This is a genomic window from Acidovorax sp., assembly GCF_046341535.1.
GTDB lineage: Bacteria > Pseudomonadota > Gammaproteobacteria > Burkholderiales > Burkholderiaceae_C > Acidovorax.
Map to the genome: position 1 here is coordinate 1 of NZ_JBKDRI010000044.1, position 3,433 is coordinate 3,433.

The window sequence follows — 3,433 nt, forward strand, 5'->3', positions numbered from 1 at the left end:
GTGGCCTTGGTCAATCCCAGGCGCTCGGCGATGGCATTGTTGAGTTCGCCATCGGCACTGCTCAGGACAATGCGCGCTCGCGCACTCAATGCCGCAGGCAGCGATCGACTGCGCGCAAACGACTGAAGCTGCGAGCGCTCAGCGTCCGTCAGCAGCAACTCGACTTTCGGTCTTCCTGTCCTCATGGCGGTATCTCCGTTCCCAAGATACCGCATTGGCATGCACGATTAATGCCAGAAATTAACGGGACATGACACTAGCGAACATCCCCCCGTTCGGGCTGAGCCCGCCGAAGCCAGACCCCCACCCCGCCCGTTCAGGCTGAGCCCGTCGAAGCCAGCGCCCCACCCCCACCCGTTCGGGCTGAGCCTGTCGAAGCCAGGGCCCCACCCCCAACCGTTCAGGCTGAGCCCGTCGAAGCCAGGGCACTGCCTGCCGCCCGGCGCTCGCCGATGCTCGGCAAAAATTCTATTCAAACCACCACCCCGCGCTTGCTGCGCTTGCCCAAGCAGCTATCTATTCAGTAGCAGATTGCCGTGCCAGCCGCTCGCTCTTCCAGTACACATCGTCGCCGCCGTCCATGCGGTTGAGCACCCGGGCGAGCACGAACAACAGGTCGGACAGGCGGTTGAGGTACTGGCGCGGCGCATCGTTGATGGCCTCCTCGTTGCCCAGCGCCACCACCACGCGCTCGGCGCGGCGGGCCACGGTGCGGCAGATGTGGGCCTGCGCTGCGGCGCGGGTGCCCGCAGGCAGGATGAATTCCTGCAGCCTGGGCAGGTTGGCGTTGTGCTCTGCCAGGGCCTCGTCCAGCGCCAGCACGGCGTCGGCCTTGAGCAGTTCAAAGCCAGGGATGGACAGCTCGCCGCCCAGGTTGAAGAGCTGGTGCTGGATCTCCACCAGCAGCGCGCGCACGCCGTCGGGCAGGGGCTCGCACAGCAGCAGGCCGATGTGCGAGTTCAGCTCGTCCACATCGCCCATGGCGTGCACACGCAGGCTGTTTTTCGAGACGCGCTGGTTGTTGCCCAGGCCGGTGGTGCCAGCATCGCCGGTGCGCGTGGCAATCTGTGTGAGTCGGTTACCCATGGTCGTCCTGCTGTGCTGGCGCTGGCCGTACCAGACAGGCAGGCGCAGCGCGGGGTTCAAACGCAGCGCATTGTGCGCCATGCAGCGGGTGGATGCGGTGCCCCGCCAGCCGCAGCCGCAGCCTCAGCCCCACCCCGAAAGCCGCACCGCCCAGGTCAGTAGCAGGGTGGCGGCGATGCCCAGCAGGGTGCCCGGTCGCCACCACGGCCACGGGCGGGCCGGGCGGCGGCCCGCCGCAGCCTCGGCAACCGCCGCGGCGGCGCATATCAGCACCCACACCAGCAAGGCGACGGCGGCGGGGTTGGCGGCCCAGGCGGCGGCCCACTCGCCCTGCACCAGCGCGGCGCAGGCATGCGTGCCGCCGCACAGGGGGCAGGGCAGGCCGGTCAGCGCCCGAAAGCCGCAGCCCAGGCTTTGCCCCTGGCGCAGCCACAGGGGCGTGGCCGCCATGGCCAGCGGCGCGGCCAGGCCCAGCGCAAGGCGCTGCCACCGCTGGGCGGCCGACAGGGGCAGCCAGTCGCCCCCTGGCGCGCGGGCGTCAGAGCGCGGCGATGCGAACGGGTTCATCGCCTACCAGTTGGCGCGCCAGGTAGAACGTGCCGATCATCGAAATCGGCATCGTGACCAGCGCCCCCACCCAGCACAGCAAAAAGCCCACGCTGCCCACCACGCTCAGCACCAGGGCGCAGAAAAACGCCGAGCCAAGGTTCTTGATCACCAGCTGCCAGGCCCGGCTGAAGGCCGCGACCCCATCGCGCTCGCCGCGCGCGACCAAAAACAGCGCCACCGACGGCAGCGCCATGATCAGCAGGCCCGGGATGAAGCACAGCGCGAACCCGAGGGTCAGCACCAGCATGCTGATGAGCCCCGCCACCAGCGCGGGCACCAGATCGTCGAACCCCCGGAACACATCGCCGATCGATACCGCCTCGCCCAGGTCTTCGCGCTCGATCATGCGCATGTAGCCCACCAGCATCGGCCCGGCCAGCAGCCCCGCGCTGACCGCACCGACCACCGACACCAGCAGCGTGCACACCACGTGCGTGACCGCGTTTTTCTTGAACAACTTCCATGCGCCTGACAGACAGGCACCCACACTTGCAGCCATGACCATCCCTGTGTAGAGTAAAACGTGGATTCAGTGTAGCGAGCGTTACCCGCGCCGCGTCGGCGCTGTTGTTGCAGCGCCGCAGTCGTCCGCGCCCAGGGCACACGATGCCTTCAGCGCGTCCATCCCCCTAGCGAGGACCCCCTCATGAACGCACCCACCGTCCCCTCCCACCTGTTGCCACAAATCCACCTGCGTGATGTGCCCCAGGCACTCATTGAGGCCTTGCAGAGCCGGTTTGGTGCGCGATGCTCGCTGGCCCAGGCCGTGCGCGAGCAACATGGGCGGGACGAAGGCTCGCTGCAGGCCCCGCCCCCCAGCGCCGTGGTGTTTGCCGAAAGCACGCAGGACGTGGCCGACGCCGTCAAGCTGGCCAGCCAGTACGACGTGCCCGTGATTCCCTACGGCGCGGGCTCGTCGCTGGAAGGCCACCTGCTGGCCGTGCAGGGCGGCATCAGCATCGACGTGAGCCGCATGAACCAGGTGCTGAGCATCCATGCCGAAGACCTCACCGTGACCGTGCAGCCCGGCATCACGCGCAAACAGCTCAACGAGGCCATCAAGGACACGGGCCTGTTCTTCCCCATCGACCCCGGTGCCGACGCCAGCATTGGCGGCATGAGCGCGACACGCGCCAGCGGCACCAACGCCGTGCGCTACGGCACCATGCGCGAGAACGTGCTGGCGCTGGAGGTGGTGACGGCCAGCGGCGAAGTCATCCACACCGGCACCCGCGCCAAAAAGAGCAGCGCGGGCTACGACCTCACCCGCCTGATGGTGGGCAGCGAAGGCACGCTGGGCATCATGACGGAGATCACCCTGCGCCTGTACCCCCTGCCCGAGGCCGTGAGCGCGGCCATCTGCTCGTTCCCAAGCATCGAGGCCGCGGTGCGCACCACCATCCAGATCATCCAGCTGGGTGTGCCAATTGCCCGCGTGGAGCTGATTGACCACCACACCGTGCGCATGGTCAACGCGCACAGCAAGCTCGGCCTGCGCGAAGAACCCATGCTGCTGATGGAGTTCCACGGCTCGCCGCTGAGCGTGAAGGAGCAGGCCGAGACGGTGCAGGACATCGCCCATGAATTCGGCGGCAACGCCTTTGAATGGGCCAGCACGCCCGAGGAGCGCACCCGCCTGTGGACCGCGCGGCACAACGCCTACTTTGCGGCGGTGCAAAGCCGCCCGGGCTGCCGCGCGATCAGCACCGACACCTGCGTGCCCATCAGCCGCCTGGCC

Annotated in this window: 4 protein-coding genes and 1 pseudogene; 1 reads left to right on the forward strand and 4 read right to left on the reverse strand. The window is 68.1% G+C overall.

The genetic code is table 11. The features are described 5' to 3' along the window. The 4 genes and pseudogenes from ACK543_RS03035 to ACK543_RS03050 all read right to left on the reverse strand — a co-directional run. Positions 1–185: pseudogene (locus ACK543_RS03035) on the reverse strand (IS630 family transposase); the annotation flags it as partial. A gap of 331 nt (positions 186–516) precedes the next feature. Then, positions 517–1,086 carry a cob(I)yrinic acid a,c-diamide adenosyltransferase gene (locus ACK543_RS03040; protein WP_409941388.1) on the reverse strand — a complete coding sequence of 190 codons (570 nt, stop codon included), beginning with the start codon at positions 1,084–1,086 and terminating at the stop codon, positions 517–519. Positions 1,087–1,209: 123 nt separating this feature from the next. After that, positions 1,210–1,653 carry a DUF2752 domain-containing protein gene (locus ACK543_RS03045; protein WP_409941385.1) on the reverse strand — a complete coding sequence of 148 codons (444 nt, stop codon included), beginning with the start codon at positions 1,651–1,653 and terminating at the stop codon, positions 1,210–1,212. After that, positions 1,625–2,194, reverse strand: coding sequence for a hypothetical protein (locus tag ACK543_RS03050; protein WP_409941386.1), 570 nt, complete (start codon positions 2,192–2,194; stop codon positions 1,625–1,627). Before ACK543_RS03050 ends, ACK543_RS03045 begins: the two co-directional genes overlap by 29 nt. 147 nt (positions 2,195–2,341) lie before the next feature. On the opposite strand from ACK543_RS03050, the gene ACK543_RS03055 reads away from it, so the two are divergent. Further along, the coding region (locus ACK543_RS03055; protein WP_409941387.1) for an FAD-binding oxidoreductase at positions 2,342–3,433 on the forward strand (1,092 nt) is incomplete at its 3' end.